The sequence below is a fragment of the Endozoicomonas sp. ALD068 genome, assembly GCF_049310145.1.
Lineage (GTDB): Bacteria > Pseudomonadota > Gammaproteobacteria > Pseudomonadales > Endozoicomonadaceae > Endozoicomonas_A.
The window spans coordinates 3225001-3251418 of the sequence record NZ_JBLYNU010000004.1; the positions used below are offsets into that span (position 1 = coordinate 3225001).

Here is a 26418-nt window from a genome sequence, read left to right on the forward strand (position 1 = left end):
ATTCAGCGGTCAGCGCTGTTCAGCGAGGCCGCTATCTTACCGCGACCGTTTTTGTTGTCAAGTGCTTGTTTTCTAAGTCACTTTTCAACTTACCAAGACCGCATTCGTTCACTCAGTGAGCGTTGCGTTTCTGTCTCAGCGGCGGTGCATTCTACGCTGTTCGATCCGATTGTCAATCACCGTTTTAAACGCTGTTGCAATGGATCCTTGCGTGCTCTTTGAGAGCCATGCACCATTCAGTGGAGGCGCATTATACAGGGGAGGTTTGTTCTGCCAACCCCCGGTGAATACCTACACCAGCAGGTCAACTTTCCAACCTTTGGTTATGATCAGTCTCTTTTCATTTTCTTTTCTTTACCAATTAATACATTTGTTTTTTTCACAGTTATTCGTCGGTTAGCGTATATTTAGCTCTTCATTTCGTCATTCCCTTCAGGAGAGATCTGTGAAAAAAATACTCCTCTTTGTTTCAGCGCTTGTAATGAGCCTGAACGTTCAGGCCATTGAGCTAGATGGTGTAAATGTTCCAGAAACGCTAACCCTGGAAAACCAGACTCTGAAACTCAATGGTGCAGGTGTCCGCTCCAAATTTTTTGTTGATCTGTACGTAGGCTCGCTCTTCACCACGGAAAAAGCCAGTGAAGCCAGCAGTGTCTTGAACAGCACAACGCCTGTAGCCATTCAGCTGTTCATCACCTCCACGCTGATCACTTCTGAAAAACTCACTGAAGCCGTTAATGAAGGATTTGAGAAGTCGACCGGTGGCCAGATCGCACCTCTCGAAGATCGACTGACCGCCTTTATCGATGTTTTCAAAGACGAGATTGTTAAGGGTGATAACTTCGTAATGTTTATCACCCCCGGCAAGGGCGTTAATGTCTATAAGAATGGGAAAAAGCTGGCTACCATCGAAGGTGATGACTTCAGCAAAGCTCTACTGGGTGTCTGGCTGGGAGATCAACCTGCCGACGCTGACCTCAAGGCTGATATGCTGGGCCACTGATACTTTCGCAGCCAGTTTACTGGCTGCTTACTCCTGAACCTTTAGCTCTGATCACTGAGAAACTGCTGTTCAATAGTTTCCACGGCATGACAAAAGCGGTCTCCCTGCATTTCACCAAGACATTCTTTCTGCAGATAACCCACCATCGCCTCCCCTATCATGGTGATTACCATTTTGCGATTGTAGAGAGGCAGACTGCTTGCATAACCCAGAGCAAACTGCCTGAGCGGATTCACTATGCAGTCATAGGCAACCCCACAATAAAACCCCTTCCTGGTCTGAGCATCAGAGGCCATTTCAGCCAAACTTCCCACCACTTCCTCAAGATCTTCATGCACATAGGCTGGCTCACCAAATTCGCCAATGGTCTCCGCCAGGTCCACCAGGTAGATTCGATCAGATTCCTGGTCATAGATTTCATTATTTCCATTTCGGTCCGGAAGGTGTAACCGAACCATCCGGCTCAACATTTCGGCAATATTTTTGGCGGGCCGTCTTGGATCTAAATGAGCCAGAGCCAATACCTGCCCATAACGGTAAAAAGCTTTTCTCAGCAAAATTTTCTGTTTGGTATTCAGGGCATGATCTGAGGCAAGATACTGTTGATAGAACAGTTGCAGCCATTCCGGGAAGAAATAGGCATAATGTGAAGCAAGATACTGTTGATTGTAAATGTCACTCAAGTTCCTGCCCGGAACCAGAGGATAACTCAGGATGTAATGCTGCTTTTGATTGAGCATGAAAGTAGCAGCACGATCCGGGAGTACCAGTTCAGCATTCACCCTGACCAACCAGAGGTAAAGCGAAAGCTTCTTTTTCAGCAGCCATTCAGACTCAAAGCGTATCAATTCACATCCATAACAATCTTCTCGAAAGATTTTGACAAACCATTCAGTACCATCAAACAAAACGGTGTAAGCCCGATCGAGCTCGCCACCGGCGGTTATGATTTCTTTAAAGTTTTTACCTTTACCCTGAAATAGCTGGTGTATGGCCTCTTCATAGGTTTGCAGTTCAGAGAAGTCCGGCACCTTCGGTAATTCAACAAATTCTGCCCTGGAGGCACGACTGAGGATGAGTAACAGGATCAGAAAGGAAGATCGGAGAGCGGTCATTTGAAAAAAGCCTCTGATAGCTTAATAACCGTTTTATCGACCTTTAGCCCTATCCCTTAATAAATCAGGCAAGCCAGAGTAGCAGAATGACACTACTCAGAATCAGAGCCATACCACAATATTCACGAGGCGAATGTTTTTCCCTGAACAGACGACTGGAGATAATCAGCGTGAAGAAGAATTCAACCTGCCCCAAGGTTTTGACCAGGGCCGGGTTTTGCAGACTGAAAGCTGTAAACCAGCCGATGGACCCCAGCAGACTGAGAAGCCCGACAGCGCCACTTAACTTCCATTGCTGAATGAGCTTTCCCAGAGTCTGAGGCTCTTTTAACCAGATAAAGCCACCCAAAAGCACCGTTTGCATAAGAACTGTGACAGTCAGTGTATAGGCCGAAGCCACGAGCGGATCATCATCCAGCGACAAACTCGCCTGTCTGACCCAAAGGGTGGTCAAAGCCAGAAGGAACCCTGCGCCGAGGCCAAACGCAGCAGATACCGAAAACAGGGATCGCCATCCTTGCTGCCCGGGCGGGTTCAAAAAGATCAACCCAACCGTCCCCAACAAAACACTGATCCAGCCCGCCCAGCTGAGCATCTGGGAAAAAATAATGGCACCCAACACAGCCACCAGAACCGTCTCAGACTTGGAATAAATAACCCCAATCGCAAAGTTTCTCAGGTGAAAGAGCTTGACGATAACAACCGTAGCAGCGATTTGAGCCAATCCGGCGCCGAAACTGTAGAGCAGGAAAGTGGAAGAGATTTCAGGCAGCTCAGAATCCTGCCAGTGCAGTTGCAGATACAAATAAACCCAAACCAGGGGAAGTGAGAAAACATATCGGGAAAATGTGGTCCCCCAGACACTGACTCGCTCAGAAAGTGTTTTTTGACATGCCGTGCGAAATGCCTGAGCAACAGCGGCCATCAAAGTCAGCCAGATCCAGGTAGACACTGTTTCTCCTCCCTGAAAAAGATGAAGCACACCATCTTACCCATTGGACTTGGTGATGTGGGTAGACGACAAACTTGACATGTGTTCCAAAACCCCGGTGTTGAGCAATGAGGTTTCGGAACAGTCAAATAAAATTGCAACAATCGCAAAATCAATTACGCTAGACACAAGATAAATCATTAAAAGGTAAATTTATCTTGTGGGTTTCAGCTACAAAGCTAGCCAAGATTGAAAGCGTAACCAGCCAAACTATAAGGCGCAAGATCGAAAGCGGTCACTACGAAAAAGTGAAGCAAACCAGTGGTGGTCACTTCCGCATATTCATTAGCCAGTAAAGGAAGATATGCTATGCAAGAGTCAGTTCTGGAGAGCAAAAATCCAGCATTGACACGCAAAAGCATATCTTACTCCAAAAACATCCTGACGCAGAATTTATCAGCGATATTGCCAGTGCTTTCAACTTTAAGCGAAAAGGACTGCAAACCATTCTGGAATCAGCGGTGTGCGGAAATCCAACCCATATTGTGGTTGCCACAAAAGATCGCCTTGCCCGATCAGGATTTGAACTTATCAAGTGGCTTGTTGAATTATCGGGAGGACAAATCGAAGTTTTGGATGACCCGGATAACGCCTGTGAGCCATTCGACACCCAAGAGCTTATCGGTTTCATTACCTCATTCTGCAATAGCCACTACGGGAAGCGATCTGCTAAAAGACGCAAAGGACGCAAAGATAGTAGCGTCAAAAAAGATCAGGTTTTACCCAGAGAATGAGCAAGCCTATCACGATGCCCTGATACTCTATCGCAGGTCGTACAACCTTGCTGTTGAGCGTTTCCGCAATGATGACTATAAAGATGCCAGCGGAAAATTCATCAACATGCGACCCGCCATTAAAGCTCAAGTGGAGCAGGAGCAAAAAGAAAGTGGCAGGGCTTATAACTCGATTGTTTCTGATAATGGAACACTGGCGGCAGCGACCACATTCAAAGCGGTCTGCAAGCACAACAAGAAGCTCAAGGGAGCTAAAGAGGGCTTTGCAGAAATCAGTTTCAAAAGCCGCAAAGGTAGCAGGCACTCATTCTCTATTGACCGTTTGCCAAAGGGATTAAATCCCTGCGTAGAGGCTCTTGGCAAGATTCACCTGACAGAAGATCTGCCAACAGAAGCGATTGGCAAGTCTTGTGTCATAACCTACGACAAAGGTCGCTGGTTCATTCAGGTTCAACAACATATTGAGCTAAATCCCGAAATCCAAGGGAAGGTTAGATGCGTTGGAGTTGACCCCGGAGTTCGCACCTTTGCCACTTGCTACAGCGAAAAAGAGGCGTTGATAGCGGGTAATAACGTTGCAAAAACAAAGCTGTTCCCACTGATGAAGCAAGTGGACAGCTTGATCAGTCAAAAGCAAAAAATCCTGAACACTCAGAAGGGCGTTGAGTTCCCCGATATGCCCCAATGGGCAAGAGATCGGATTATTCATTTCAACAGGGAAATTGACCGGCTGAAATGCAAAAAGGATGACATTGTTCTTGATCTGCATAACCGGCTGGCGTTCGAGTTGGTGTCGAACTACGACGTTGTATTTTTGCCAACCTTTGAGACAAGAGGTATGGTCACACGCAAAGATAAGAAGGTTCGCACCATTCGCCGTAACACCTGCCGCCAGATGCTTGACCTCAATCACTACCAATTCAAAAAGCGGCTTAAGTGGTACGCCAAAAAGTATGGAAAGCATGTAGTTGATTGCAACGAAGCCTATACATTCAAGACTCAATCATGGAACGGGACCATTGACGAAAAATTAGGTTCTTCCAAAATTATTAAGGGTGAGGGCTTCACCGTTGATCGTGATATCAACGGTGCCAGAAATGTCTTTCTTAAGTGTTTGACAAGGTAGCTTGAACCTTAGCCATAACAGCGAGTGTTGCGCTCGTTGCGGTTTTAATCAAGAGGATAGACCTCAGTAGCAAAGCTGGTCGAATTGAACCCTTTCTTCCAGCAATTCTGCCAAGGCCTCCAGACCTTTTTGGTCTTCTTCATCAAAACGGGAAGTGATCGGACTGTCGATGTCCAGAACCGCTTTCACCTCACCCCCTTTAGACAACGGAATCACGATCTCGCTCTGACTGGCTGAATCACAGGCAATATGACCAGGAAATGCAGTCACATCAGCCACTAGCTGGGTGGTTTGGTCCCGGGCAGCAGTACCACAGACGCCCCGGCCAAACGGGATGCGAACACAAGCAGGATTACCCATAAACGGCCCCAGTACCAGCTCATTGCCCCGGACGATATAAAACCCGGCCCAATTTACCTCTGCCATGGTCGTAAACAGCAGGCTGGCAACATTGGCGAGATTGGCTAGTGCATCCATTTCACCCTCAGTCAATGCCTTTGCCTGAGCCACCAATATTCGATAAAAGCTGGCTTTATCCTCCGGCATCTCAACAACTTTAAACATACTTGCACTCATTTAGATACAGCTTGATACAGCCCTAAGTTAGTAGCAGTTCGCAGCAGAGTACGTAGCCACTGCCGTTATTATCACCATCAGAGCCAGTTTATATACAAGTTCAGAGACTCCAAGGGGAACTTATGTCTCTAAAGTCACTCTAACTAATTATAAGGCTAACCGTGCACTTTCCCGAAGCCCGTCTAAGCTGGACTAGTGTTAAGAAGGGGGTGTGTGTTCAAAAGCACAATTAACAGAGAGGCTGTAATGTTCAATTTACATCGAATTCTTGAAGAAATGTCGACCACCGGATGGATCATCGTGGCTTTCTGCCTGGTGGCATGGATTGCCGCTACCTACCTGATGGGAGAGATTTCCGACAAACATTGGGGCGACAGGGAATCCGGTGCTTTGGTAGGCTTCTTCGTACCCGGTATTCTCTTTGTAATTGGCCTTTATATGCTCTGACATTTCTGTCTGGTTGATTCAGCCTGCATCAGCCAGACAATTCACTTTCTGGCTGACCGACCTGGACAAACAGACTGATGAAAAGCATTCTGCACATTTAATAATTAAGAAGGGAATCGGTGCCAGGGAAAGGAATTGTATTGCAGCAACGAATGATTGAATTATCTTTTCGATCATCTCAATTTATTCATCACTTCAAAGATAAATGGCATCCCGTAGGGGACTCGAACCCCTGTTACTGCCGTGAAAGGGCAGTGTCCTAGGCCACTAGACGAACGGGACACAATATTTAGCTAACACCAGGAAAGTGTTAAATTGGTGGAGCTAAGCGGGATCGAACCGCTGACCTCAACACTGCCAGTGTTGCGCTCTCCCAGCTGAGCTATAGCCCCAAAATCTGATGAGTATTATGCAGTTATTTTCTCAATGATCAAGTAGTAGATACTACCGAGGTCTGTGACACTCCCCGCCGTGCGGAGGGTTTACGGCGATTTTGTCAAAAAGCAAATTCATTAAGAGCTCAATCGAACTTTATAAAGACATAAAAAAAACAGTCAAATGACTGTTTTTTTTATGAAGCATTATTATGGTGGAGCTAAGCGGGATCGAACCGCTGACCTCAACACTGCCAGTGTTGCGCTCTCCCAGCTGAGCTATAGCCCCAATTGGCATCCCGTAGGGGACTCGAACCCCTGTTACTGCCGTGAAAGGGCAGTGTCCTAGGCCACTAGACGAACGGGACATAATCTTTTGTGTCTATATGCTTGTGCATACAGCCTTTAATTTGGAGCGGGAAACGAGACTCGAACTCGCGACCCCAACCTTGGCAAGGTTGTGCTCTACCAACTGAGCTATTCCCGCATTTTAAATGGCATCCCGTAGGGGACTCGAACCCCTGTTACTGCCGTGAAAGGGCAGTGTCCTAGGCCACTAGACGAACGGGACACAATCTTTTGTGTCTGTATGCTTGTGCATACAGCCTTTAATCTGGAGCGGGAAACGAGACTCGAACTCGCGACCCCAACCTTGGCAAGGTTGTGCTCTACCAACTGAGCTATTCCCGCATTTTAAATGGCATCCCGTAGGGGACTCGAACCCCTGTTACTGCCGTGAAAGGGCAGTGTCCTAGGCCACTAGACGAACGGGACACAATCTTTTGTGTCTATATGCTTGCGCATACAGCCTTTAATTTGGAGCGGGAAACGAGACTCGAACTCGCGACCCCAACCTTGGCAAGGTTGTGCTCTACCAACTGAGCTATTCCCGCAATGAAGATTATTTAGGACTTCTTCAAAGTCCGGAGCAGGAAACGAGACTCACTCTTTAACTCTGAGGCGACCCCAACCTTGGCAAGGTTGTGCTCTACCAACTGAGCTATTCCCGCAATGAAGATAATTTAGGACTTCTTCAAAGTCCGGAGCAGGAAACGAGACTCACTCTTTAACTCTGAGGCGACCCCAACCTTGGCAAGGTTGTGCTCTACCAACTGAGCTATTCCCGCAATGAAGATTATTTAGGACTTCTTCAAAGTCCGGAGCAGGAAACGAGACTCACTCTTTAACTGTGAGGCGCCCCAACCTTGGCAAGGTTGTGCTCTACCAACTGAGCTATTCCCGCTTAATCAGTGCATTCAACAATGAACTGAGCGACGCAGTCTAATGACTTAGCCGGTCAGAACAATCAGTAAAAATACTATTCACCGACTTTGAAAATGGCATCCCGTAGGGGACTCGAACCCCTGTTACTGCCGTGAAAGGGCAGTGTCCTAGGCCACTAGACGAACGGGACACAATTTTTTATTCAAACGCCCATGACGAACAAAACGTCTGGCTTTGAAAATTTGGTGGAGCTAAGCGGGATCGAACCGCTGACCTCAACACTGCCAGTGTTGCGCTCTCCCAGCTGAGCTATAGCCCCAAAATACTCCTTAACACTCCGGCTCACCCTACCCTTCCTGAAAAGATGTTTGGCTGCCCCGAAACGCAGGGCGAATGATATGGATGCCCCCCTGACCTGTCAAGCTCACTTATGAAAAAATGTTTAATTGAAGCAGATAGTTATATAGTTTTTGATCGCTGGACGCTTTACCGCTCAGGCTTTAAACAAAGCTTCAACCCCTGATAAAGAAAAAGCCGGAAAAATCCAGCCTTTTCTATAGTGAGGGATGAGTCAGGTTTACTCAGACCCAGCTCCCAGTACCCTGAACTCTTTTTCAAAACGCTTGGTTTCTTTCTTGGACAATCCACCCAGAACATCGACCGCATGGCGAAGACGGGCTCGAGTCATGTCGGCACCGAGAATGGCCATAGAATCCATTACCGACCAGGAGTTCGGTGTCCCGGCAATGGCGATAAAGATTGGAGGATTAAAATCTCCCAGCTTCAATCCCATCTCCCCGGCAAGGGTTTTCACTTCAGCAAAGATATTTTCTTTGTTCCACTGCCTGAGCTGCTCCAGTCTCCAAAGGGTGAACTGTAGCACTTTCTTTACCTCAGCCAACGCAAGCTTTTTATGTATAAAGTCTTCTTCTGACAGCTCTAACATGCCAGAGAACATAAAGCTGGCCATGGGAGCAAAGTCAGCCAGAGTTTCGACACGCCCCTGGGCGAAAGGCAGGAACTTCATAATGTAGTCGCTGTTGAGCAACCATTTATGAAGGCGATCGGCAAACTGCTCGGTGCTCAGATCCTCACGAATCCAACTGGCGTTCAGCCACGACAGTTTTTCCTGGTCAAAAATCGGACCACCCAGGGAAATACGCTGGATGTCAAAGTTTTCAACCATCTCTTCCAGGTTAAACTTCTCGCGCTCATCCGGCATCGACCAACCCATACGAGCCAGGTAATTCAGCAGCGCTTCTGGCAGGTAGCCGGCATCCCGATAATAGGTAATACTGGTTGGATTCTTGCGTTTGGATAGCTTGCTCTTGTCCGGATTTCGCAGCAGTGGCATGTGGCAGAGCTTTGGCATTTCCCACTCAAAGTATTGATAAAGCAGCTGGTGCTTGGGTGCAGAACTGATCCACTCTTCACCCCTGATGACATGAGTAATACCCATCAGGTGATCGTCGACCACATTAGCCAGATGGTAAGTAGGCATACCGTCTGCTTTAACCAGAACCTGCATATCCACCTGAGACCATTCAATTTCGATGGTGCCACGCAACATATCTTCTACTTTGCTACTGCCTTGAGAAGGTACCTTCATGCGAATAACATGGGGCTCGCCTGCAGCCATCTTGCTCTGCACTTCTTCTTCAGACAAATGCAGACAGTGACCATCATAACCTGAGCCCTGTTTGGTTTCAGCCTGCTCTGCTCTCAGGGCATCCAGACGCTCAGCGCTGCAGAAGCAACGAAAAGCATGCCCTTTATCAAGCAGCGCTTGCGCGTGCTCGTCGTAAATTTCACGTCTTTCACTTTGACGATAAGGGCCATGAGGACCGCCCACATCAGGGCCTTCATCCCAGTTCAGCCCCAGCCAGCGCAAAGAGTCGAGAATCTGCTGTTCAGATTCAGCGGTACTTCGCGCCTGATCAGTGTCTTCTATGCGAAGCAGAAACTGCCCACCCTGACTTTTGGCGAAAGCCATATTAAACAGGGCAATATAGGCCGTTCCCACATGGGGATCGCCGGTAGGTGAGGGAGCTACGCGAGTACGAACAGTCATGATCTACTAATGAGTAAAGTTTTAAGTGGCCGCTAGTCTACACCCTGCAGGGCCGCATCGACAACGAATCAACGACCGGTTAATACTTGAGGCCAACAATCCGTTCATTAGCGTTGCTCTTGATTAAATCCGCAACGAGCGCAACACTCGCTGTTATGGATAAGGTTCAAGCTACCTTGTCAAACACTTGAGAAAGACATTTCTGGCACCGTTGATGTCACGATCAACGGTGAAGCCCTCACCCTTAATAATTTTGGAAGAACCTAATTTTTCGTCAATGGTCCCGTTCCATGATTGAGTCTTGGATGTATAGGCTTCGTTGCAATCAACTACATGCTTTCCATACTTTTTTGCGTACCACTTAAGCCGCTTTTTGAATGGGTAGTGATTGAGGTCAAGCATCTGGCGGCAGGTGTTACGGCGAATGGTGCGAACCTTCTTATCTTTGCGTGTGACCATACCTCTTGCCTCAAAGGTTGGCAAAAATACAACGTCGTAGTTCGACACCAACTCGAACGCCAGCCGGTTATGCAGATCAAGAACAATGTCATCCTTTTTGCATTTCAGCCGGTCAATTTCCCTGTTGAAATGAATAATCCGATCTCTTGCCCACTGGGGCATGTCGGGGAACTTAACGCCTTTCTGCGTGTTCAGGATTTTTTGCTTTTGACTGATCAAGCTGTCCACTTGCTTCATCAGTGGGAACAGCTTTGTTTTTGCAACCTTATCACCCGCTATCAATGCCTCTTTTTCGCTGTAGCAAGTGGCAAAGGTGCGAACTCCGGGGTCAACTCCAACGCATCTAACCTTCCCTTGGATTTCGGGATTTAGCTCAATATGTTGTTGAACCTGAATGAACCAGCGACCTTTGTCGTAGGTTATGACACAAGACTTGCCAATCGCTTCTGCTGGCACATCTTCTGTCAGGTGAATCTTGCCAAGAGCCTGTACGCAGGGATTTAACCCCTTTGGCAAACGGTCAATAGAGAGTGAGTGCCTGCTACCTTTGCGGCTTTTGAAACTGATTTCTGCAAAGCCCTCTTTAGCTCCCTTGAGCTTCTTGTTGTGCTTGCAGACCGCTTTGAATGTAGCCGCTGCCGCCAGTGTTCCATTATCAGAAACAATCGAGTTATAAGCCCTGCCACTTTCTTTTTGCTCCTGCTCCACTTGAGCTTTAATGGCGGGTCGCATGTTGATGAATTTTCCGCTGGCATCTTTATAGTCATCGTTGCGGAAACGCTCAACAGCAAGGTTGTACGACCTGCGATAGAGTATCAGGGCATCGTGATAGGCTTGCTTATTCTCTGGGTAAAACCTGATCTTTTTTGACGCTACTCTCTTTGCGTCTTTTAGCAGATCGCTTCCCGTAGTGGCTATTGCAGAATGAGGTAATGAAACCGATAAGCTCTTGGGTGTCGAATGACTCACTGGCGTTATCCGGGTCATCCAAAACCTCGATGTGTCCTCCCGATAATTCAACAAGCCACTTGATGAGTCCAAACCCTGATCGGGCAAGACTATCTTTTGTGGCAACCACAATATGGGTTGGATTTTCGCACACCGCTGATTCCAGAATGGTTTGCAGTCCTTTTCGCTTAAAGTTGAAAGCACTGGCAATGTCGCTGATAAATTCTGCATCAGGGTGCTCTTTGAGTAAGATACGCTTTTGCGTATCAATGCTGGATTTTTGCTTTCCAGAACTGACTCTTGCATAGCATATCTTCCTTTACTGGCTAATGAATATGCGGAAGTGACCACAACTGGTTTGCTTCACTTTTTCGTAGTGACCGCTTTCGATCTTGCGCCTCATAGTTTGGCTGGTTACGCCTTCTATCTTGGCTAGCTTTGTAGTTGAACCCCACAAGATAAATTCACCTTTTGACGATTTATCTTGTGCCTGGCGTAATTGATTTTGCGATTGTTGCAATTTTATTTGACTGCTTATTACCGCTTTCACGATGAATCATTAAAAGGGTTATCCCCCCAGCTTTTTCATAGCTTCTCTAACTATGATGTAGTGTTGATTGACACCCAGCTTTCTCATCAGCCAGTTTACTGTAGTGCCCTGAACCAGAAGAGAGAACAAAATCACAGCCAGAGTCATGTCCATAATCAGTTTTTTCTCGGGAATACTGTCAGGAATCGACAGCATCAGTGCAACAGGCACTACACCTCTCAAACCACCCCAAAACATAATGGCTTTGATTTTGTTATCCACCGGACGCCCCACCGGCAGGCGGTTAGATATGGGCAGGAGCAGATAGACGACGACCAAACGACCAATCAAAACAGAAGCAATGGCGATCAACAGGTAAGGGTAATAGTACTGTAAGTGGTCCAGATTTCTGAATAACAGGTTTTCTTTCATCCCCAAAAGCAGGAAAATCAGGCTGTTAGCAATAAAGGCCACAAACTCCCAAAAAGGCGTAATAAAGCTGCGCACCTGTTGAGACAATACTTTTCCTGAATTGGATCGAGTAACGATACCCGCAGCAATAGTTGACATAACACCGGATACTCCCAGAACGTGGTCAGCAACGATAAAGCTGCTATACGCCAGGATAGTGGTATGAGCAATCTGCACAAAGGGCTCGTTTCTGCCCAGCTTCAATAGCCAGTCCATACCGATACCCATGACCAAACCAACCAGTATTCCGCCAAAGAAGATTTCGATAAATGACCAGACTCCGTCGAACAGAACACCGACGCCGAGGCCGCCACCGGCCTGAATAACCGCCAGGACAATCCCGAAGATAACAATTGCTGTGGCATCATTAAACAGACTCTCTGCATCCATCAGCATAGACATTCGAGCCGGCGCTCCAACTTCCTTGAACAGGGCAATAACGGCAACGGGGTCCGTTGCAGAAATCAGCGCCCCGAACAGCATAGCTCCAGCGAGACTGAGAGGAGTCAGCACATTCATGATGACCCCAACCACCAGCATAGAAAGGATTACGCCAAATATGGCCAGATTCAACACCGAAGTCATCTCACGAAACAGATATGGAGGCTTTATGTTGATAGCCGCATCAAATATCAACACCGGAAGCAGGATATACATGATCAGATCATGGGACAGTTCGACCTTTAATAAGGGCCCCAATACGTCAGTGTATTGCGCCAGAATTCCCAGAGCCATGCCGATTACTACCAGACCAATGGTATAAGGAAACCGCAATTTTTTTAGTAATATGGCTGAGCTGGTGGCAAGCAGCAGCAGAGCAGCCAGTATCAGGACCTGTGTAGCAAGGCCGGTTTCATGCATATCAAAACCTCTGAAAACGATTCAATGAGACATCAGGATTATGTCGATTCGGGTAGACCAGGAAGAACAATTGCGCCTGAGGTACCAAGGAAAAATAGCATCCCACCGAGGAATTGACAGCTCAACCAGGAGACTGGTGCAGAGCTTACATCAGCCGTTAACTCCATAGGTTACAAAGACGTAAAGGTGAAGACAATCAGACATCTTAAAATTCAGTATTGTGCTCAACCAGTTTAAAATACAAGCGTTACCCTAATCAGAACCTCAACATGCACATCACACTGAAACAGCTCAAGACATTCCGGGCTGTCGCAAGTCTCGGACAGGTTCGCCTGGCTGCCCAACAGCTTAGCCTTTCTCAACCCGCTACCAGCATGGCCCTTGCCGAGCTGGAGAATCAGCTGGGCTGCCAGCTTTTTGACCGCACTGGCAACAAGCTCCTGATCAATCACCAGGGCGAGCTACTCATGCCTCTGGCCTCCGAGTTACTGGATCGGACGTCTGAAATAGAAACTCTGTTTAGAGATCTGCAAAACACCGAATCGGGTCATCTTCGAATCGGTGCAAGTACCACAATTGGCAACTATTTGTTACCCGATATTCTGGCCCGGTTCAGTGCAGACTTTCCCAGGATCAGCTTTAACATGGATATCCGTAATACCGAGACCATCATCAAGCGGGTAACCAGTTTTGACCTGGATATTGGCTGTGTAGAGGGTCCCTGCCAGCATGAAGATATTGACGTCATCCCCTGGAAAGAAGATGAACTGCTGGTCATCTGCAGCCCTGACAACCCTATAGCTAAACGGGGGGAAATCTCACTGGAAGAACTCAATCACCAGCAGTGGATTCTCAGGGAACCGGGCTCTGGCACCCGAAATATTTTTGATCAACATCTGAGCCAAAAGCTGACTGACCTGCCTATCAAGATGGAACTAAACCAGTCAGAAGCCATCAAAAAGCTGGTACAGTACGGTCAGGGCATCGGCTGCCTGTCCCGGCTTTGCGTCAGCCATGAACTGGAGCTGGGCGAACTGGTTGCTGTCAAAACCTCCGGAATCACCATGAAAAGAACCCTCTCTCTGTTGCTTCACAGGAAAAAGTATCAGAGCCAGATCATTCAACTGATACTGAAAGCTCTTCGCTGACAGAAACCGGAATATTGACTATTTTAAGTGAGCTACTGATGAACAGCGTACAGGGATATTATTTTGCAGCTCACGGCAAAGCCTTCACACTCAAAACCGCTTTTTACCAGCAAGACCATCTGGAATATTGTTTTTCTGATTCTGGCATTCTGGTTGGCCAAAGCTAATGCCTCCGAGTCTGAAGAGACCGAGCCTGCATCGAAAATAAGCAATGCAGAGCTGGAAAAGCTGGATGTCAATGAACTGAAAATGACTGTGCTTACGGACATCTCCAGCACAATAATCAGTGACGAAGAGCTTGCCAGCAGTATCAAGACCAACATCGCAAGCCTGGTCATCAGCCCCCTCATGCTCACACCTGAAGTTCAGGTTGTCGGCAGTGATGAGTTCACACGCCCAATAGCTGTCAGTTTTCAGAAAACCTTTGAGCAGAGCTTGATGAATATGCTTGATGAAGCCCTCCTCAGTCATGCAATAGCGATTATCCACACCCGCAAACCGACCACCCCGCTATGCAATCCTGTGGGCAAAGCACTCAGACAAACCATGTCAGCTTCCATGCAGGATGACCCGCACCGGGTTAAAACCATTCAGGACAGGACTTTCACCCTGCGCAGAATGGCGCAGAAAGGTTCACCTGTGGAGCTTTATGTGGCGTACACCAAAGGCGGTCTGGATAAACGCTCGCCCGAGGAACAGCAGATTTATAAAAAAGAGGTTAATAACACTGCCAATTCCAGTCTCCGTGACAAAGAGATGACCTGCACTGAAATGCCTGATGAAATAGTAGGCGCCTCCTACTTACTGACCACTAAACGAGGAAACACGCTCTTCTTTAGCACTAATGGTACTCAGGCGGCGGATGCTGCTGGCAGTACTGTCTGGAGATTCTGGTTCGGAAGTTTGAAAGATGCTTCCGTCGAAAAGCGTTACAAAGAAGTGATCAAGTACCTCAAAGAAGGTGGTCTGGATATTCCTGTTAAGTAATTGTACCTGAATCGGCCAGTTACCCCCCCTCACTACGATGACAAAGCCCTGACAGGTGATTAGAATCCGCAAACTAAAATTGGTAAACCGCCCCAGATAACTTAAGTATTATGCACAAAGTCATTGAAACCCCGGATGCACCACCTGCCATTGGCCCATACTCCCAGGGGATTCAGTTTGGCAACCTGATTTTCACCTCCGGCCAGCTGCCCATTGAGCCTGAGACCGGAGTAATGTCTGAAGACACCAAAGAACAGGCTCATCAGTGTCTGAAAAATCTAAAGTCTGTTCTGGAAGCCGCAGGCAGCAGCCTGAATAAGGTCAAGAAAGCGACGGTGTTCGTAAAAGATATGAATGACTTCACTGATATCAATGAAGTTTACAAGCAGTACTTTACCTTCCCTTTCCCTGCTCGCAGTTTGGTAGAAGTGGCTCGCCTGCCCAAAGATGTGAAGGTAGAAATTGAAGTCATTGCCACCACTGAGTAGTCAGTTGCGTCAGTAAGGGGGCCTGAACGCCCCCAGTGCTTCACCACATCAAATCGTCCGGAATTTCATAATCCGCGTACCACTCCTGCTCTTCTTGGGTCAGCTCGCTCTGACTTTCAGACTGAACAACCACAGCAGCAGGTTGACGCTCTTCAATCTTTCTGGCCACTGTTGCGGGAATCACCCGATATTCTTCTTCGTCTGCCTGACTCAGAATACCGATCGCATAAAGCCCCCGACTCAGTCTGTTTTGCATGTCTTCAGAGACATAGATCTTTTTAACCTTGCCATCCACCACAAAGTTATAACCCACATCACCGACTTCCCGGGGAATAGTGTTCATCTCAATGAGCTGACAAACCTGTGCAGCAAGCGCCTTTTTCTGACGTTCTTCCTCCAGTTTGCGATTGAGCTCACGATCACGTTCTATCTGGTCGGCTTTCTGCTTTTCCAGTTCAATACGGCGTTTTTCCTGATCGGTCAGCTCACCAGTCTTGGCAGCCTGCTTCTTCTTTTTCTTATTACTGGATTTGGCTTTCAATGCCTGTTGTTTGGTTGCCAGACCAGCGCCCATCAGCTGGTCTCTTAATGATTTACTCATGGATTGCTCAAAATAGATGGATCGAAGATGGATAAAATCTCAGGAGTGATATCTTAGCAGCCGCGTGATTTCGGAGCCAGCCGAACTCTGGTAGATAAGACACATGCCTTCAACAGAGGACTTGCAGTTGAGCATTCAGGTGTTTGAAAATAGGCCACTAAACTCTGGAAAGCAGTCACGGGTGACGCTAACAATGAAAAACAACATCACACTGATCGGTATGCCAGGCGCTGGAAAAAGTACTATTGGTATTATTCTGGCCAAAGATCTGGCCTTTGGCTTTCTGGATACCGATGTACTGATCCAGATCAGCCAACAGAAAACCCTGCAGGATATTGTTGACGGATCAGGCTATATGTCTCTTCGAGACATTGAAGAAGCAGAACTGCTCAAAGTTAATCTTAAACGGCACATCATTGCCACCGGGGGCTCAGCCGTTTACAGCGAAGCCGCCATGAAACATCTTGCTAAAGAATCGGTCATCGTCTTTCTGGATCTGGACCTTGAGCAGATTCGTCAGCGCATTCATAACTTTGATACACGGGGTATCGCTCGTGCAGAAGATCAAACCATTGAGGATCTGTTTGAAGAACGGGTGATGCTTTACAAAAAATACGCAGATGTAACTATCGATTGCCGAACCCTCTGTCAGGACTCGCTGGCACTGGAAATCATTGAGCAGGTTAAACCACTTCTTCAAACAGATTGAGTGATCACAACTACCCGGGGAAAAACAGCAGATAACAAAAAGCCCATGACAGATATTCCGACATGGGCTTTTTTACGCTAACAGACTGTCAATCAGTGAATATCTTTCCAGTATTCGCGCTTGAGCAGCAGAGCTACGATGAAGAGCAGAACCAGGAACAACAAGACATAGATACCCAGCTGCTGACGCTTCTGCTTCACAGGCTCAGCAGAGTATGACAGGAAGTTGGTCAAGTCATACATCGCCTGATCGTATTCAGCCGGAGTCAGGGAGCCTTTGCGCTCAGGATCCACAACCAGACCACAAATCTTCTCACCGGTCAGAGGATCACGCTCGGTCGGGCTTGCACCCTGACAGCTGTCAATCTGAACACCTTGAAGCTCCATCAGCACATGAGGCATACCCACGTCAGGGAATACCTTGTTATTCACACCCCACGGACGCTTTGGATCTTCATAAAAAGTACGCAGATAGGTATAGACCCAGTCTTCACCACGTACCCGGGTCACCATGGTCAGATCCGGTGGCGCAGCACCAAACCATACCTTGGCTTCATCCTTGCGCATACCGTTCTTCATAAGATCACCGATCTTGGCAGACTTTGGTACCAGATTTTCCATCATCAGATCGTGTGGAATACCGATATCGTCGGCTACACGCTCGTAGCGCTGGAACTGAGTCGCATGACAGCCCGCACAAAAGTTCTGATAATACATGGCACCACGCTGCAGCGATGCCTTGTCAGAGTGATCAGTCTCAATCGGATCCAGAGGATAACCTGAACCACCCGCCGCAAATCCAAGCACTGGGACCAGCGAAAACAACAGGGTAATTATTGTTTTTTTCATTATCCGGTCACCCTCTCCGGTACAGGTTTGGTTTTTTCCCATCGTGTATAAAACGGCATCAACAGGAAGAATGCGAAGTAATACAGGGTGCAAAGCTGTGCAATCAGTGTGTAGGTTACTGTCGCCGGCTGAGTTCCTAACCAGGTCAGCACCGCAAAGACAATGGCAAACAGGAAGATCCCAACCTTGCTGATAATACCCTTGTAGCGCCAGGATCTGACCCGGCTGCGATCCAGCCATGGCAGGACAAACAAAATAGCAATCGCTGCCCCCATCATGATAACACCACCGAGCTTGGAGTCGATCGGACCTATGTCAAAGGTGATCGCACGCAGGATGGAGTAGAAGGCTCCGAAGTACCATACCGGTGCAATATGCGCTGGAGTCTTCAGTGCATCGGCCTGCTCAAAGTTAGCGTACTCAAGGAAGAAGCCACCCATTTCAGGGAAGAAGAACATGACACTACAGAACACAAACAGGAAGACTGCAACCCCTACCAGGTCTTTCACGGTGTAGTATGGGTGAAATGGAATACCATCCAGAGGTACGCCGTCCTTGTCTTTCAGCTTCTTGATATCAACACCGTCAGGGTTGTTGGAACCCACTTCGTGCAGGGCAATGATATGCAAGACCACCAAACCCAGAATAACGATAGGCAGAGCCACAACGTGCAGAGCAAAGAAACGGTTCAGAGTAATACCCGAGATCAGGAAGTCACCCCGGATCCACTGCTGCAGGTCTGGACCAATAACAGGGATAGCACCGAACAGGGAAATGATAACCTGGGCACCCCAGTATGACATCTGACCCCATGGCAGCAGGTAGCCCATAAAGGCTTCAGCCATCAGTGCCAGATAAATGGCCATACCAAAGATCCACACCAACTCCCTTGGAGCTCGGTAAGAGCCGTAGATCAGACCACGGAACATGTGGAGGTAGACAACGATAAAGAAGAAAGATGCGCCGGTAGAGTGCATGTAGCGAATCAGCCAGCCGTATTCCACATCACGCATGATGTATTCAACGGAAGCAAAAGCCTGCTCTGCACTGGGCACGTAACTCATGGTCAGCCAGATACCGGTCAGCAACTGGTTAACCAGAACCAGTAGCGCCAGAGAGCCGAAGAAATACCAGAAGTTAAAATTCTTTGGTGCGTAGTATTTACTGAGATGATCTTCCCAGACCTGGGTGACAGGTAGCCTGGCATTAAGCCAATCCATGAAGTTGCCCATTACGTATTCTCCTCATCTTGGCCGACAATGATGACTGTGTCGCTCTCAAAGGTATAAGGAGGCACTTCCAGATTGGTGGGCGCAGGCACTCCCTTGAATACACGACCAGCCAGATCGAACTTCGAACCATGACATGGGCAGTGGTAACCACCTTTCCATTCAGGGTCAAATTCCATCGGTTTAACTTCAGGCATGTATTTGGGTGAACACCCGAGGTGGGTGCAAAGACCGACCAGAATCAGGTACTCATCCTTCACGGAACGGTACTCATTTGCTGCGTACGCTGGCTGTTCTGATTTCTCGGACCTGGGGTCTCTCAACTTGTCATCCAGAGACCTTATATTATCCAGCATGGCCTGGGTTCGTCTTACCACAAACACAGGCTTACCGCGCCATTCAACTACAATCTGCTGTCCCGGCTCCAACTTGCTGAGGTTCACCTTCACAGGAGCACCAGCAGCCTTTGCTTTGGCACTGGGATTCCATGACTTGATAAAAGGTGTAGCGACCCCAACGGCCCCGGCAGCCCCCACCACCGAAGTCGCAGCCACGAGAAAGCGGCGCCGGCTGTTATTTACGCCGTTGTCACTCATTTAACCTACTCTCCCCATCCAGGCAAATGCCCAAAAACTTCTTTTAATTCACGGGTGGGATATTAGCAGGGAGTACAAGAGTTACGTCTCTTACTAAGAGAAAAATCTTTAAATGACCTTTCTCTCACCCCCTGTCAAAGCCTTGTCTGATTATTTGTCCCACCTAAGCAGCAGAGCGTAATGATACTGGTTTTAGTTTCTATACAAAAGCCTTACATGAAGTTTTCCTTAACCTCTGAATCAAACCCTTACGCCACAGGAACTCCAGCCCCCCCCATTGTCCAAGGGCATATTCTATTACATCCAGCCCAGGCCATATTTGTTAAACATCCAACACTGATTAAGTTTGTTTTTTATACAAACAACCTTCGCCAAGGATACAAAACACCAGCGATCGTACCGTTTTCTTTTTTTCAGCCAAAAAAAACGCCCGCATAAAGCGGGCGTTTTCTGCAGCGCCTGAAAACAGGCGCCAGCGACATCAACGCTTGGAGAACTGTGGACGCTTACGCGCTTTGCGCAGACCCACTTTCTTACGTTCAACTTCACGTGCATCACGAGTCACATAGCCAGCTTTACGCAGAGGAGAACGCAGGCTCTCATCGTACTGGATCAGCGCACGAGTGATACCGTGACGGATAGCGCCGGCCTGACCGGAACCACCACCACCGTTAACGGTGATTTTAATGTCGAATTTTTCCAGCAATTCGGTCAGTTCCAGAGGCTGGCGAACAACCATACGAGCAGTCTCACGACCGAAGTATTCGTCCAGGCTACGGCCATTGACAGAAATACTGCCAGAACCAGATTTCAGGAAAACGCGAGCGGTAGAAGACTTACGACGTCCGGTACCGTAGTATTGAGTCACTGACATGGCTACCCCCGATTAAATGTCCAGTTTCTGTGGCTGTTGAGCAGCATGCGGATGCTCAGTACCGGCGTAAACTTTCAGCTTACGGTACATGTCGCGACCCAGAGGGCCTTTTGGCAGCATACCTTTAACAGCTTTTTCAATGACCATTTCTGGCTTGTGCGCAATCAGCTTTTCAAAACTGGCTGAACGCAGGCCACCAGGGAAGCCAGTGTGACGGTAATACATTTTGTCAGACGCTTTACGACCAGTAACATGGACCTTCTCGGCATTAACAACAACGATGTAATCGCCAGTGTCAACGTGAGGAGTGTATTCTGGCTTATGCTTGCCGCGCAGACGGGTTGCAATTTCGGTAGCCAGTCGCCCCAGGGTCTTGCCTTCAGCGTCGACCACGAACCAGTCACGTTTTACGGTTTCTGGCTTTGCACTAAAAGTTTTCATTAAATTCGCCTCAGTAGTATTGCTCTCGCAATACCTGTTCTTACTTGGCCGCCCCTCTCAGGGAACTGATCAGGGATCGAAGCAAGGCTAATAGCTCCGGCAACGACCTGTTCAAACATGGGCGCTCAATTGGGAAACGGGAGCGGTATTATATCGTCTGTTCACAGGAATGAAACCCCCTTCCGACACATTAGAGGATTCCTACGTATCCGCTGATACAAATAATCTGCAAATACCCTTGTGAACATTGTAAATCCGGAGTTATTCTGCCATCAGGCTGAAACCTTTGGAGCTTGATTTCAATGGAATACAGAAAACTGGGGCGCACCGATATTAAAGTCAGCGTCCTTTGTCTCGGCACTATGACCTGGGGCGAGCAAAATACCGAACAGGAAGCATTCGCTCAGCTGGATCGAGCTGTGGACTATGGTGTCAATTTCATTGACACTGCAGAAATGTATCCGGTACCGGCCAGGGAAGAAACTTATTCCCTTACAGAATCTATCATTGGCAACTGGATAAAGCAGCGCGGTAAAAGCAATGATCTGGTCATTGCCACCAAGGTCTGCGGTCCCGGCCTGACATATATAGACGGTGGCCGAATGATGACACCGAATCATATCCATAAAGCCATTGACGGCAGCCTGAAACGACTGGGCGTTGAAGCTATTGACCTTTATCAGCTGCACTGGCCTGATCGTAACACCAACTTCTTCGGAAAGCTCGGTTACGCTCACCAGCACGGCTTCGACGGGACGCCGGTAGAAGAAACACTTTCAGCCCTGGATGAACTGGTTAAGGTCGGCAAGATCAAACACTACGGCCTCTCCAATGAAACCCCCTGGGGTGTTATGGAGCACCTCCGTATCAGCAGCGAAAAGCACCTGCCAAGAGCCGTCAGCATTCAAAACCCCTATAATCTGCTGAACCGTTCTTTCGAGGTAGGTCTTGCTGAAATAACCCACCGTGAGCAGGTCGGTCTTCTGGCATACTCACCATTGGGGTTTGGCGCTCTTTCGGGCAAATACATTGGCGGCGCGCGACCTGAAAACGCTCGATTAACGTTATTCCCTCACTACCAGCGCTACGACTCACCCCAATCTCGCAGGGCCATCGAGGCCTATGTACAGCTGGCAAAAGATTCAGGTCTGGACCCTGCTCAGATGGCACTGGCATTTGTCACATCCCGCCCTTTCCTGACCAGCAACATCATTGGCGCTACCAACCTGGAGCAACTGGAGAGCAACCTCGCTTCCAGTGAATTGCAGCTGTCAGAACCCCTGCTGGAAGAGATTGAAAGCATTCACACCCTGCAGCCGAACCCCGCCCCCTGATTTATTACACCCTTGTTCATCGGGTGTCAGCCTCAATGACACCCAACACCCCTGAAACAACGAGCCTCTTCCAGTGAGCAAAAGGTCAAAACACCGCAAAGCTTCAGGCACTTTCTGAAAGCACGACTCAATCTAGTCAGTCCACCTACTTGAAGGTGAATACTTTTTTGTTAAGAACTGACATCGGCTGGGCAAAAGTCTAAAATCCCCCACATTTCTGATCGGAACTCACCGGAAACCAAAACATGCGTGACTTTATTATCGCCCCCAGCATACTTTCGGCTGACTTTGCCCGTCTTGGAGAAGAGGTGGACAACGTCATTGCTGCCGGAGCTGACTGGGTACACTTTGATGTCATGGATAACCACTACGTACCCAACCTGACCATTGGCCCCATGGTTTGCAAGGCCCTGAGAAAGCATGGCGTTACTGCTCCCATCGATGTCCACCTGATGGTCAACCCGGTAGACCGCATAATCGGAGATTTTATTGAAGCCGGGGCCAGCATGATCACCTTCCACCCTGAAGCCTCTGATCATATTGATCGCAGCCTGCAGATGATTCGTGAAGGTGGCTGTAAAGCCGGTCTGGTATTGAATCCGGCAACCTCTCCCGACGTGATTGAATATGTGATCGACAAACTGGATATGATTCTGCTTATGTCCGTAAACCCGGGCTTTGGTGGCCAGAAATTCATTCCTTCGACTCTGCGCAAACTGCGCCATGCTCGCAAAATGATTGACGACAGTGGGCTGGACATTCGTCTGGAGGTAGACGGCGGCGTCGGTGTACAGAACATTCGCCAGATCGCTGAAGCCGGTGCAGATGCTTTTGTTGCCGGCTCAGCCATCTTCAATGCTGAGGATTATCATGATGTTATCAGCCAAATGCGGACAGAGCTTTCCAAGGCAGAATCCCTCTGAAGCTGACCTCAGGGAGTAGAGTCGCCTGCTGACTCTGTTCCTTCTAAAACCTCGGCCTCTATTACTTCTTCCCTCTGGATATTTGAAAACAATGAAGTTGTTTGAATTGTTGAGCAGTCCCGTTCAATTAATCATGTACGATCTCGATGGCACACTGGTTGATAGTGTTCCCGATCTGGCTATAGCCCTGGATAAAATGCTGACAGAACTCAACCTGCCTGAAGCTGGTGATGAAAAAGCCAGGCTCTGGGTAGGCAATGGTATTCCATCCCTGGTCAAAAGAGCTCTGGCCGATGACATGATGGGAGACCAACCCGGTGTTGTTGAAGAAGGCATCTTTACCAAAGCTATGGAACGGTTCAAACACCACTACGCCATTGAAGTTGGCCAGCACAGCGCTCTTTACCCCGGCGTATTCACCTTCCTCAACCAGATCCACAAGGCGGGCGTCAAACAGGCTGTAGTAACCAACAAATCCGAAATCTTCACCGACTCACTGTTAAAGCATATGGGCATTGACCACTTCTTTGAACTCAGCATAGGTGGTGACAGCCTGAACGAGCAAAAGCCCCACCCGCTGCCCCTTCAGCACACCATGAAGCACTTTGGCTGTACTACGCAGAACAGCCTCATGATCGGGGACTCCAGCAGTGACGTAAAAGCGGCCAGAGCTGCAGATGTAAAAGTGGTGGGCCTTCGCTACGGCTATAACCATGGAGAGCCGATTGAGTCTGCACACCCGGACCTTGTTATCGATAGTCTGACGGATTTGCTATGAAATCTGACCCTGAGCCTGACAGACTGCCAAACTGCAAAGACTCAGGGGAGAGGCAATAAACTACACAATTCAGTAGTCCCAGTGTTTGCATTAACCCTTGCAGTCATATAGTCTCCAACTCTTACTCATACAACTGCGCCCAGAATAATTGCGGAGCCAGCAGTGATAGCAAGTCATTCAGAGACATACATCAATATAAGAGCCACTGAACGGTCAGTGAGACCTTCCACCCCTACCTCAAAGCTTTCCTCCCGGCGATGGCATGGCTGGCCCTGCGCCTGATTAAAAAGCCCCAACTCAGCCAAAACCCTGCGTTTTTTAGTACTTTTTAAACAGCCTGATAATAAAGAGGCCAGTATGACGCCTGAAGCTTTTTCTCGTCTGGCCCGCGAAGGATATAACCGTATTCCTGTAACGCGGGAAATCCTGGCGGATCTGGACACACCCTTGACCACTTACCTGAAGCTGGCCAATGGTCGCTACTCATACCTGCTTGAGTCCGTGGAAGGCGGAGAAAAGTGGGGACGCTACTCAATGATTGGACTACCGTGCAGAACCATACTCCGGGTGTCAGGCTACAACCCCGACTGCAAGGTCACACTGGAAACCGATGGCCAGATTGTTGAAGAGCATAACCCTGAAGATCCTCTGACCTTTATTAAGCAGTTTCAACAGGGCTACAAAGTGGCCGAGCTGCCTGATCTGCCTCGCTTTACCGGCGGACTGGTAGGCTACTTTGCTTACGACACGATCCGTCATATTGAAGAACGGCTGAAACGAACAGCGCCAAAAGATGAGCTAAACAACCCGGACATCATGTTGATGGTTTCTGACGAACTGGTGGTATTTGACAACCTCAGTGGCAAGTTGATTATGGTGACCCATGCTGACCCGGCAGAATCTGCTGCCCTGGAAAAAGCAGAGTTTCGACTGGATGACCTGGTGCGGAGACTGCAAACGACCAATCTACTGCCACCGGCACAGGCTTCACTGAACCCTGCCCGGGAAAATGATTTCAAATCCGGTTTCGGTCAGGATGCCTTTGAAGCTGCAGTAGAAACCATCAAAGAATACATTCTGGCCGGAGACGCTATGCAGGTGGTTCCATCCCAGCGCATGACCATTCCTTTTGACAGCTCACCCCTTAACCTTTACCGGGCTCTGCGCACTACTAACCCATCCCCCTATATGTATTACATGGATCTGGGTGATTTTCATGTCGTAGGCTCATCACCTGAGATTCTTGCCCGTCTTGAAGACGGTGAAGTCACCGTCAGACCTATTGCCGGTACTCGCAAACGCGGTGCCACCGAAGAGCGGGATAAGGCACTGGAACAAGAACTGCTGAATGACCCCAAAGAACTGGCAGAACACCTGATGCTCATCGACCTGGGAAGAAACGACGTTGGGCGTGTAGCTAAAACAGGCAGTGTCAGCCTGACCGACAAGATGATCATTGAACGTTACTCTCACGTTATGCATATCGTATCGAATGTCACCTGTCGTTTAAAAGACGGTATGGATGCCATGGACGTGCTCAAAGCGACACTACCAGCAGGTACACTCAGTGGCGCACCGAAAGTACGTGCCATGGAAATTATTGATGAACTGGAACCTGTCAAGCGCGGGGTTTACGGCGGAGCAGTGGGTTATCTGGCATGGAACGGCAACATGGATACTGCCATTGCCATTCGCACTGCCGTGATCAAAGACCGCAAACTCCACGTTCAGGCTGGTGCGGGCATTGTCGCCGACTCAGTTCCCGAAATGGAATGGAAAGAAACCATGAATAAGGGGCGAGCCCTTTTCAAAGCCGTTGCCATGGCTCAGACAGGTTTGTCTGCTGCTTCCAGCAGCCAGAAGCAGACAGGGGAGCGAAACTAAGATGCTTTTAATGATCGACAACTACGATTCGTTCACCTGGAATCTGGTTCAGTACTTTGGCGAACTGGGTCAGGAAGTGGCAGTGCATCGTAACGACCACATAACTCTGGAACAGATCCAAACCCTAAACCCGGAACGTATAATTATTTCACCCGGCCCCTGCACACCCAATGAGGCCGGTATCTCCATGAAAGCTATTGCTCACTTCAGTGGCAAAAAGCCTATTCTTGGTGTCTGTCTGGGACACCAGAGCATAGGCCAGGTCTTTGGTGGCAAAGTAGTCCGGGCCCGGCAAGTCATGCATGGAAAGGTCTCACCTGTTTATCATAAGGGGCTGGGGGTGTTCACAGGCCTTCCCAACCCGGTCACAACGACCCGCTACCACTCACTGGTTGTTGAAAAAGAGAGCTTGCCAGACTGTTTTGAAATTACCGCCTGGACCCAGCACGAAGATGGCAGCATGGATGAGATCATGGGGATTCGCCACAAGACTCTACCCCTGGAAGGTGTCCAGTTCCATCCGGAATCCATCATGACCGAACGAGGCCACGACATGCTGGAAAATTTTCTGAAGCAATCCTGAAGCAATAAAGCCTTTGGTGACAGAAGCCAGGCCATAGACAACAGACATTCAGACGAACGATTGAGA

26 protein-coding genes and 14 tRNA genes are annotated in these 26418 nt (G+C 48.5%); 13 read left to right on the plus strand and 27 right to left on the minus strand.

The window, feature by feature from the left end; genetic code table 11:
* The first annotated feature begins 445 nt into the window (after positions 1 to 445).
* Positions 446 to 1003, plus strand: a complete 558-nt coding sequence (locus tag ACO6V5_RS11005; RefSeq protein WP_422133012.1) for a chalcone isomerase family protein — start codon at positions 446 to 448, stop codon at positions 1001 to 1003.
* 41 nt (positions 1004 to 1044) lie between these two features.
* Here ACO6V5_RS11005 and ACO6V5_RS11010 read toward each other — a convergent pair whose 3' ends face one another.
* Positions 1045 to 2118, minus strand: a complete 1074-nt coding sequence (locus ACO6V5_RS11010; RefSeq protein WP_422414036.1) for a hypothetical protein — start codon at positions 2116 to 2118, stop codon at positions 1045 to 1047.
* Positions 2119 to 2182: 64 nt separating this feature from the next.
* Positions 2183 to 3070 carry a DMT family transporter gene (locus ACO6V5_RS11015; protein ID WP_422133010.1) on the minus strand — a complete coding sequence of 296 codons (888 nt, stop codon included), beginning with the start codon at positions 3068 to 3070 and terminating at the stop codon, positions 2183 to 2185.
* Between the two features lie 401 nt (positions 3071 to 3471).
* Here ACO6V5_RS11015 and ACO6V5_RS11020 point away from each other — a divergent pair, with 401 nt between their 5' ends.
* Both ACO6V5_RS11020 and ACO6V5_RS11025 read left to right on the plus strand, forming a co-directional pair.
* Entirely contained in the window at positions 3472 to 3843 is a 372-nt protein-coding gene (locus ACO6V5_RS11020; RefSeq protein WP_422492196.1) for an IS607 family transposase, read from the plus strand.
* Positions 3821 to 4969: an RNA-guided endonuclease InsQ/TnpB family protein gene (locus tag ACO6V5_RS11025; protein ID WP_422492197.1), complete on the plus strand. Its 1149-nt coding sequence runs from the start codon at positions 3821 to 3823 to the stop codon at positions 4967 to 4969. Before ACO6V5_RS11020 ends, ACO6V5_RS11025 begins: the two co-directional genes overlap by 23 nt.
* A 63-nt stretch (positions 4970 to 5032) precedes the next feature.
* Here the strand turns inward: ACO6V5_RS11025 and ACO6V5_RS11030 are convergent, their stop codons facing one another.
* Positions 5033 to 5533, minus strand: a complete 501-nt coding sequence (locus ACO6V5_RS11030; RefSeq protein WP_422133008.1) for a GAF domain-containing protein — start codon at positions 5531 to 5533, stop codon at positions 5033 to 5035.
* Positions 5534 to 5791: 258 nt separating this feature from the next.
* Here ACO6V5_RS11030 and ACO6V5_RS11035 point away from each other — a divergent pair, with 258 nt between their 5' ends.
* Complete coding sequence (locus tag ACO6V5_RS11035; protein ID WP_422133007.1) at positions 5792 to 5992, plus strand: hypothetical protein; 201 nt, start codon at positions 5792 to 5794, stop codon at positions 5990 to 5992.
* 206 nt (positions 5993 to 6198) lie between these two features.
* Here the strand turns inward: ACO6V5_RS11035 and ACO6V5_RS11040 are convergent.
* The 18 genes from ACO6V5_RS11040 to ACO6V5_RS11125 all read right to left on the minus strand — a co-directional run bounded on the left by ACO6V5_RS11040 (position 6199) and on the right by ACO6V5_RS11125 (position 12929).
* Positions 6199 to 6274, minus strand: a tRNA-Glu gene (locus ACO6V5_RS11040).
* Between the two features lie 34 nt (positions 6275 to 6308).
* Positions 6309 to 6384: transfer RNA gene (locus ACO6V5_RS11045), tRNA-Ala, on the minus strand.
* A gap of 195 nt (positions 6385 to 6579) precedes the next feature.
* A tRNA-Ala gene (locus ACO6V5_RS11050) sits at positions 6580 to 6655 on the minus strand.
* A gap of 3 nt (positions 6656 to 6658) precedes the next feature.
* Positions 6659 to 6734: transfer RNA gene (locus ACO6V5_RS11055), tRNA-Glu, on the minus strand.
* 43 nt (positions 6735 to 6777) lie between these two features.
* Positions 6778 to 6853: transfer RNA gene (locus tag ACO6V5_RS11060), tRNA-Gly, on the minus strand.
* 8 nt (positions 6854 to 6861) lie between these two features.
* Positions 6862 to 6937, minus strand: a tRNA-Glu gene (locus tag ACO6V5_RS11065).
* A gap of 43 nt (positions 6938 to 6980) precedes the next feature.
* Positions 6981 to 7056 (minus strand) — tRNA-Gly (locus ACO6V5_RS11070).
* A gap of 8 nt (positions 7057 to 7064) precedes the next feature.
* Positions 7065 to 7140: transfer RNA gene (locus ACO6V5_RS11075), tRNA-Glu, on the minus strand.
* A gap of 43 nt (positions 7141 to 7183) precedes the next feature.
* A tRNA-Gly gene (locus ACO6V5_RS11080) sits at positions 7184 to 7259 on the minus strand.
* Between the two features lie 34 nt (positions 7260 to 7293).
* Positions 7294 to 7376, minus strand: a tRNA-Gly gene (locus ACO6V5_RS11085).
* 34 nt (positions 7377 to 7410) lie between these two features.
* Positions 7411 to 7493, minus strand: a tRNA-Gly gene (locus tag ACO6V5_RS11090).
* A gap of 34 nt (positions 7494 to 7527) precedes the next feature.
* A tRNA-Gly gene (locus tag ACO6V5_RS11095) sits at positions 7528 to 7609 on the minus strand.
* Positions 7610 to 7704: 95 nt separating this feature from the next.
* Positions 7705 to 7780: transfer RNA gene (locus ACO6V5_RS11100), tRNA-Glu, on the minus strand.
* Positions 7781 to 7833: 53 nt separating this feature from the next.
* Positions 7834 to 7909: transfer RNA gene (locus tag ACO6V5_RS11105), tRNA-Ala, on the minus strand.
* A gap of 258 nt (positions 7910 to 8167) precedes the next feature.
* A complete protein-coding gene (gene gltX / locus ACO6V5_RS11110; RefSeq protein ID WP_422414121.1) occupies positions 8168 to 9661 on the minus strand; it encodes a glutamate--tRNA ligase in 1494 nt (497 codons plus the stop codon).
* Positions 9662 to 9832: 171 nt separating this feature from the next.
* A complete protein-coding gene (locus ACO6V5_RS11115) occupies positions 9833 to 11038 on the minus strand; it encodes an RNA-guided endonuclease InsQ/TnpB family protein (RefSeq protein WP_422492199.1) in 1206 nt (401 codons plus the stop codon).
* Positions 10959 to 11381: an IS607 family transposase gene (locus ACO6V5_RS11120; protein ID WP_422492200.1), complete on the minus strand. Its 423-nt coding sequence runs from the start codon at positions 11379 to 11381 to the stop codon at positions 10959 to 10961. Before ACO6V5_RS11120 ends, ACO6V5_RS11115 begins: the two co-directional genes overlap by 80 nt.
* Before the next feature lie 255 nt (positions 11382 to 11636).
* Positions 11637 to 12929, minus strand: coding sequence for a cation:proton antiporter (locus tag ACO6V5_RS11125; protein WP_422133005.1), 1293 nt, complete (start codon positions 12927 to 12929; stop codon positions 11637 to 11639).
* A 269-nt stretch (positions 12930 to 13198) separates the two neighbouring features.
* Between ACO6V5_RS11125 and ACO6V5_RS11130 the strand changes: the two genes are divergently transcribed.
* The 3 genes from ACO6V5_RS11130 (at position 13199) to ACO6V5_RS11140 (ending at position 15552) form a co-directional block, all read left to right on the plus strand.
* Positions 13199 to 14077 (plus strand): LysR family transcriptional regulator, encoded by an 879-nt coding sequence (locus ACO6V5_RS11130; protein WP_422412216.1) that lies wholly within the window; start codon positions 13199 to 13201, stop codon positions 14075 to 14077.
* Positions 14078 to 14140: 63 nt separating this feature from the next.
* Entirely contained in the window at positions 14141 to 15064 is a 924-nt protein-coding gene (locus tag ACO6V5_RS11135) for a hypothetical protein (protein WP_422412218.1), read from the plus strand.
* A gap of 110 nt (positions 15065 to 15174) precedes the next feature.
* The gene (locus ACO6V5_RS11140) at positions 15175 to 15552 is read left to right on the plus strand and encodes a RidA family protein (protein ID WP_422133002.1); all 378 of its coding nucleotides are present in this window, start codon (positions 15175 to 15177) and stop codon (positions 15550 to 15552) included.
* A 40-nt stretch (positions 15553 to 15592) separates the two neighbouring features.
* Here the strand turns inward: ACO6V5_RS11140 and ACO6V5_RS11145 are convergent, their stop codons facing one another.
* Positions 15593 to 16153 carry a DUF2058 domain-containing protein gene (locus ACO6V5_RS11145; protein WP_422412220.1) on the minus strand — a complete coding sequence of 187 codons (561 nt, stop codon included), beginning with the start codon at positions 16151 to 16153 and terminating at the stop codon, positions 15593 to 15595.
* A gap of 193 nt (positions 16154 to 16346) precedes the next feature.
* Between ACO6V5_RS11145 and ACO6V5_RS11150 the strand changes: the two genes are divergently transcribed.
* Positions 16347 to 16862 (plus strand): shikimate kinase, encoded by a 516-nt coding sequence (locus ACO6V5_RS11150; protein ID WP_422133000.1) that lies wholly within the window; start codon positions 16347 to 16349, stop codon positions 16860 to 16862.
* 92 nt (positions 16863 to 16954) lie between these two features.
* On the opposite strand, the gene ACO6V5_RS11155 is transcribed toward ACO6V5_RS11150, so the two are convergent.
* The 5 genes from ACO6V5_RS11155 to rplM all read right to left on the minus strand — a co-directional run bounded on the left by ACO6V5_RS11155 (position 16955) and on the right by rplM (position 20850).
* A complete protein-coding gene (locus tag ACO6V5_RS11155) occupies positions 16955 to 17710 on the minus strand; it encodes a cytochrome c1 (protein WP_422132999.1) in 756 nt (251 codons plus the stop codon).
* On the minus strand, positions 17710 to 18942 hold the full coding sequence (locus tag ACO6V5_RS11160) for a cytochrome b (protein WP_317142580.1): 1233 nt from the start codon (positions 18940 to 18942) through the stop codon (positions 17710 to 17712). Before ACO6V5_RS11160 ends, ACO6V5_RS11155 begins: the two co-directional genes overlap by 1 nt.
* Positions 18942 to 19535: a ubiquinol-cytochrome c reductase iron-sulfur subunit gene (gene petA, locus ACO6V5_RS11165; protein ID WP_422412223.1), complete on the minus strand. Its 594-nt coding sequence runs from the start codon at positions 19533 to 19535 to the stop codon at positions 18942 to 18944. Before petA ends, ACO6V5_RS11160 begins: the two co-directional genes overlap by 1 nt.
* Positions 19536 to 20016: 481 nt before the next feature.
* Entirely contained in the window at positions 20017 to 20409 is a 393-nt protein-coding gene (gene rpsI / locus ACO6V5_RS11170; RefSeq protein WP_252176279.1) for a 30S ribosomal protein S9, read from the minus strand.
* Between the two features lie 12 nt (positions 20410 to 20421).
* Positions 20422 to 20850 carry a 50S ribosomal protein L13 gene (rplM, locus tag ACO6V5_RS11175; protein WP_252176280.1) on the minus strand — a complete coding sequence of 143 codons (429 nt, stop codon included), beginning with the start codon at positions 20848 to 20850 and terminating at the stop codon, positions 20422 to 20424.
* Positions 20851 to 21152: 302 nt separating this feature from the next.
* On the opposite strand from rplM, the gene ACO6V5_RS11180 reads away from it, so the two are divergent.
* From ACO6V5_RS11180 to ACO6V5_RS11200, 5 genes are all read left to right on the plus strand, one after another.
* On the plus strand, positions 21153 to 22184 hold the full coding sequence (locus tag ACO6V5_RS11180; protein ID WP_422412228.1) for an NADP(H)-dependent aldo-keto reductase: 1032 nt from the start codon (positions 21153 to 21155) through the stop codon (positions 22182 to 22184).
* 245 nt (positions 22185 to 22429) lie between these two features.
* Positions 22430 to 23107 carry a ribulose-phosphate 3-epimerase gene (gene rpe, locus ACO6V5_RS11185; protein ID WP_422132996.1) on the plus strand — a complete coding sequence of 226 codons (678 nt, stop codon included), beginning with the start codon at positions 22430 to 22432 and terminating at the stop codon, positions 23105 to 23107.
* A 91-nt stretch (positions 23108 to 23198) separates the two neighbouring features.
* A complete protein-coding gene (locus ACO6V5_RS11190) occupies positions 23199 to 23885 on the plus strand; it encodes a phosphoglycolate phosphatase (RefSeq protein ID WP_422412230.1) in 687 nt (228 codons plus the stop codon).
* 357 nt (positions 23886 to 24242) lie between these two features.
* Positions 24243 to 25769, plus strand: coding sequence for an anthranilate synthase component I (gene trpE, locus ACO6V5_RS11195; RefSeq protein ID WP_422132994.1), 1527 nt, complete (start codon positions 24243 to 24245; stop codon positions 25767 to 25769).
* 1 nt (position 25770) lies between these two features.
* Positions 25771 to 26352 (plus strand): aminodeoxychorismate/anthranilate synthase component II, encoded by a 582-nt coding sequence (locus tag ACO6V5_RS11200; protein WP_422132993.1) that lies wholly within the window; start codon positions 25771 to 25773, stop codon positions 26350 to 26352.
* Positions 26353 to 26418: the final 66 nt, after the last annotated feature.

Excerpts from the sequence above, each read along its gene's own strand:
- ACO6V5_RS11130 (WP_422412216.1), top strand. The coding sequence starts at position 13,199 with ATGCACATCACACTGAAACAGCTCAAGACATTCCGGGCTGTCGCAAGT.
- petA (WP_422412223.1), bottom strand. The coding sequence starts at position 19,535 with ATGAGTGACAACGGCGTAAATAACAGCCGGCGCCGCTTTCTCGTGGCT.
- gltX (WP_422414121.1), bottom strand. The coding sequence starts at position 9,661 with ATGACTGTTCGTACTCGCGTAGCTCCCTCACCTACCGGCGATCCCCAT.
- rpsI (WP_252176279.1), bottom strand. The coding sequence starts at position 20,409 with ATGTCAGTGACTCAATACTACGGTACCGGACGTCGTAAGTCTTCTACC.
- ACO6V5_RS11030 (WP_422133008.1), bottom strand. The coding sequence starts at position 5,533 with ATGTTTAAAGTTGTTGAGATGCCGGAGGATAAAGCCAGCTTTTATCGA.
- ACO6V5_RS11140 (WP_422133002.1), top strand. The coding sequence starts at position 15,175 with ATGCACAAAGTCATTGAAACCCCGGATGCACCACCTGCCATTGGCCCA.
- ACO6V5_RS11190 (WP_422412230.1), top strand. The coding sequence starts at position 23,199 with ATGAAGTTGTTTGAATTGTTGAGCAGTCCCGTTCAATTAATCATGTAC.
- trpE (WP_422132994.1), top strand. The coding sequence starts at position 24,243 with ATGACGCCTGAAGCTTTTTCTCGTCTGGCCCGCGAAGGATATAACCGT.
- ACO6V5_RS11010 (WP_422414036.1), bottom strand. The coding sequence starts at position 2,118 with ATGACCGCTCTCCGATCTTCCTTTCTGATCCTGTTACTCATCCTCAGT.
- ACO6V5_RS11155 (WP_422132999.1), bottom strand. The coding sequence starts at position 17,710 with ATGAAAAAAACAATAATTACCCTGTTGTTTTCGCTGGTCCCAGTGCTT.
- ACO6V5_RS11150 (WP_422133000.1), top strand. The coding sequence starts at position 16,347 with ATGAAAAACAACATCACACTGATCGGTATGCCAGGCGCTGGAAAAAGT.
- ACO6V5_RS11145 (WP_422412220.1), bottom strand. The coding sequence starts at position 16,153 with ATGAGTAAATCATTAAGAGACCAGCTGATGGGCGCTGGTCTGGCAACC.
- ACO6V5_RS11180 (WP_422412228.1), top strand. The coding sequence starts at position 21,153 with ATGGAATACAGAAAACTGGGGCGCACCGATATTAAAGTCAGCGTCCTT.
- ACO6V5_RS11160 (WP_317142580.1), bottom strand. The coding sequence starts at position 18,942 with ATGGGCAACTTCATGGATTGGCTTAATGCCAGGCTACCTGTCACCCAG.
- ACO6V5_RS11200 (WP_422132993.1), top strand. The coding sequence starts at position 25,771 with ATGCTTTTAATGATCGACAACTACGATTCGTTCACCTGGAATCTGGTT.
- ACO6V5_RS11125 (WP_422133005.1), bottom strand. The coding sequence starts at position 12,929 with ATGCATGAAACCGGCCTTGCTACACAGGTCCTGATACTGGCTGCTCTG.
- ACO6V5_RS11035 (WP_422133007.1), top strand. The coding sequence starts at position 5,792 with ATGTTCAATTTACATCGAATTCTTGAAGAAATGTCGACCACCGGATGG.
- rplM (WP_252176280.1), bottom strand. The coding sequence starts at position 20,850 with ATGAAAACTTTTAGTGCAAAGCCAGAAACCGTAAAACGTGACTGGTTC.
- rpe (WP_422132996.1), top strand. The coding sequence starts at position 22,430 with ATGCGTGACTTTATTATCGCCCCCAGCATACTTTCGGCTGACTTTGCC.